The sequence below is a fragment of the Ornithinibacillus massiliensis genome (genome assembly GCF_018310345.1).
Taxonomy (GTDB): Bacteria; Bacillota; Bacilli; order Bacillales; family Amphibacillaceae; genus Ornithinibacillus; species Ornithinibacillus massiliensis.
Genome location: NZ_JAGXBY010000014.1, coordinates 1 through 2157, shown reverse-complemented (window position 1 = coordinate 2157; position 2157 = coordinate 1). Strand labels below are relative to the sequence as shown.

Sequence of the window (2157 nt, the reverse complement as noted above, 5' to 3'; positions counted from 1 at the left end):
GGGGTTGTCCGAAAAGTCATTGAAAAATGACTTTTGAGGATAGCCCCTCGTTTTTTGTTTTTGGATATTACTTATAAAAGGGTTGTTGATTTCCGCTGCAGGTTACTCGCTTTCCGCGGGCGGTCCGGGAGCCTCCTCGTCGCAAGCTCCTGCGGGGTCTCCCCTGGCCACGCTTTTCCCGCAGGAGTCTCGTACCTTCCGCTCCAATCAACAAGGTTTCATTATTCAGTAATATTAGTATTAAAATTTTCTAAAAAACACACAAAAAAATCATCCTTTTTAGTAAAATGAAGTTACGACACAACATTACTGAAAGGATGATTCTTTATGAGCAATCAATTGATTACTAAAGATAATTATAACATGGAGATGTCTTTATTTCCAGAGTGTGAAGAAGAGAAACAAGTATGTCAAAACACTGAAACCCAGAAAAGCAATAAACCAAAAGAGCCTAACCCTCGTAAGTTAGCCCCTACTTTCAAACCCTACAATAATCGTCAAGTTCATATGATTTATGATATTGAATCTCTTATTTCAGAACATCACGAAGCTCGTGTAGTAGACGAAATGGTTGAGTCAATCCCTGATGAAAAACTATTTTCGTACTATGTAGGTGGTGGCAGGAGTCCCTACCATCCTAAATTGATGCTTAAAATTATTCTTTTTGGCTATTCCCAAAAGGTTTATTCCTGCCGTGGAATCGCCAAATTAACAGAGGAAAATATCCCAGCTATGTGGTTGACAGCGATGCAACAACCAGATTTTCGTACTATTAATGAGTTCCGCGGTGGACGGATGAAAGATTTAATGGATGAACTATTTGAAGCTATGATTCGCAAATTGATTGAAGAGAACTACATATCATTCGAAAATTACTTTTTGGATGGCACCAAGATTGAAGCCAATGCCAACAAGTATAGTTTTGTATGGAAACGGGCCACTTCAAAATTCGAAGAGAAGTTAAAAGAAAAAATTAAAGAAACACTTCAGCATATCCATAAACTAACACAATCAGAAACTCAACCTGAACAACTATCAACCGATCAAGAACAAGAAATTACCGAACAAGAATTAATAGAAGTTGCGGAGGAATTAGAGGTAAAGGTTGATGCGCTAACAGAGGTAATTGAAAATGAAACGGATAAAGAAATTCGAAAAGAAAAAAGACAAGAACGTAGTCAATTAAAGAAATCAATCAAACAAATCCGTGAGGATTTCATACCTCGCATGACTAAATATAAGGAACAAAATGAAACGTTCGGTGATCGGAATAGCTATTCGAAAACTGACAAAGATGCCACCTTTATGCGAATGAAAGAAGATCATATGAAAAACGGACAACTTAAGCCAGGGTATAATGTACAAATGGGAACAGAGAATCAGTTTATTTTGTATTATACAATCCATCAACGACCTACAGATACACGCTGTTTTATCCCTCATATGGAGAAACTGGCAGATTCTTCTCTGCCCATGCCTAAAGTAGTGAGTGCAGATGCAGGATATGGTAGTGAAGAGAATTATGTCTATAGCGTTGGGGAAGAGAAAGAGCAACGATTTGAGTTTCTTATTCCTTATGGGAGCTTTGTACAGGAACAAACACGCAAATACAAGAAAGACATTAAAAATGCGAAAAACTGGACCTATGTTGAAGAAGATGACTGTTTTATTTGCCCGAATGGAATGAAGGTAACATTTAAAAAATATCAAAACAAAAAGAATCAGTCTGGCTATGAGCAAAGCTTCAAAATATATGAATGTGAGGATTGTACAGATTGCCCTCTTAAAGCACAATGCACTAAAGCAAAAGGCAATCGACAAGTTCATTGGAATACAATTTTTGAAGAAATGAAAGCAAAGGCCAAAGCAGCCCTTGAATGTGAAGAAAAGACCGCTATCTACGCTCAACGTAAAGTAGAAGTAGAAAGTGTGTTCGGTCACATCAAGGGCAATCGGTCGTTCCGCAGATTTTCATTGAGGGGACTCGACAAAGTGAATGTCGAGTTTGGGATTGTGGCATTAGCCCACAACATACTGAAAGTAGCAGGCATCCGCCAGCTACTTTCAGAGAAAAATCGAACAACTCGAAAAGGCAAGGGAGAAATACGACTCGTTTTTCTCCCTTGCCTTATTTTTTAGGACTTATGGGACAGCCCC

Annotated in this window: 1 protein-coding gene; it reads left to right on the top strand. The window is 38.4% G+C overall.

All coding sequences use genetic code 11. The features are described from left to right. The first annotated feature begins 327 nt into the window (after positions 1 to 327). Positions 328 to 2139, top strand: coding sequence for an IS1182 family transposase (locus KGF86_RS19170; protein WP_211742711.1), 1812 nt, complete (start codon positions 328 to 330; stop codon positions 2137 to 2139). Positions 2140 to 2157 lie beyond the last annotated feature (18 nt).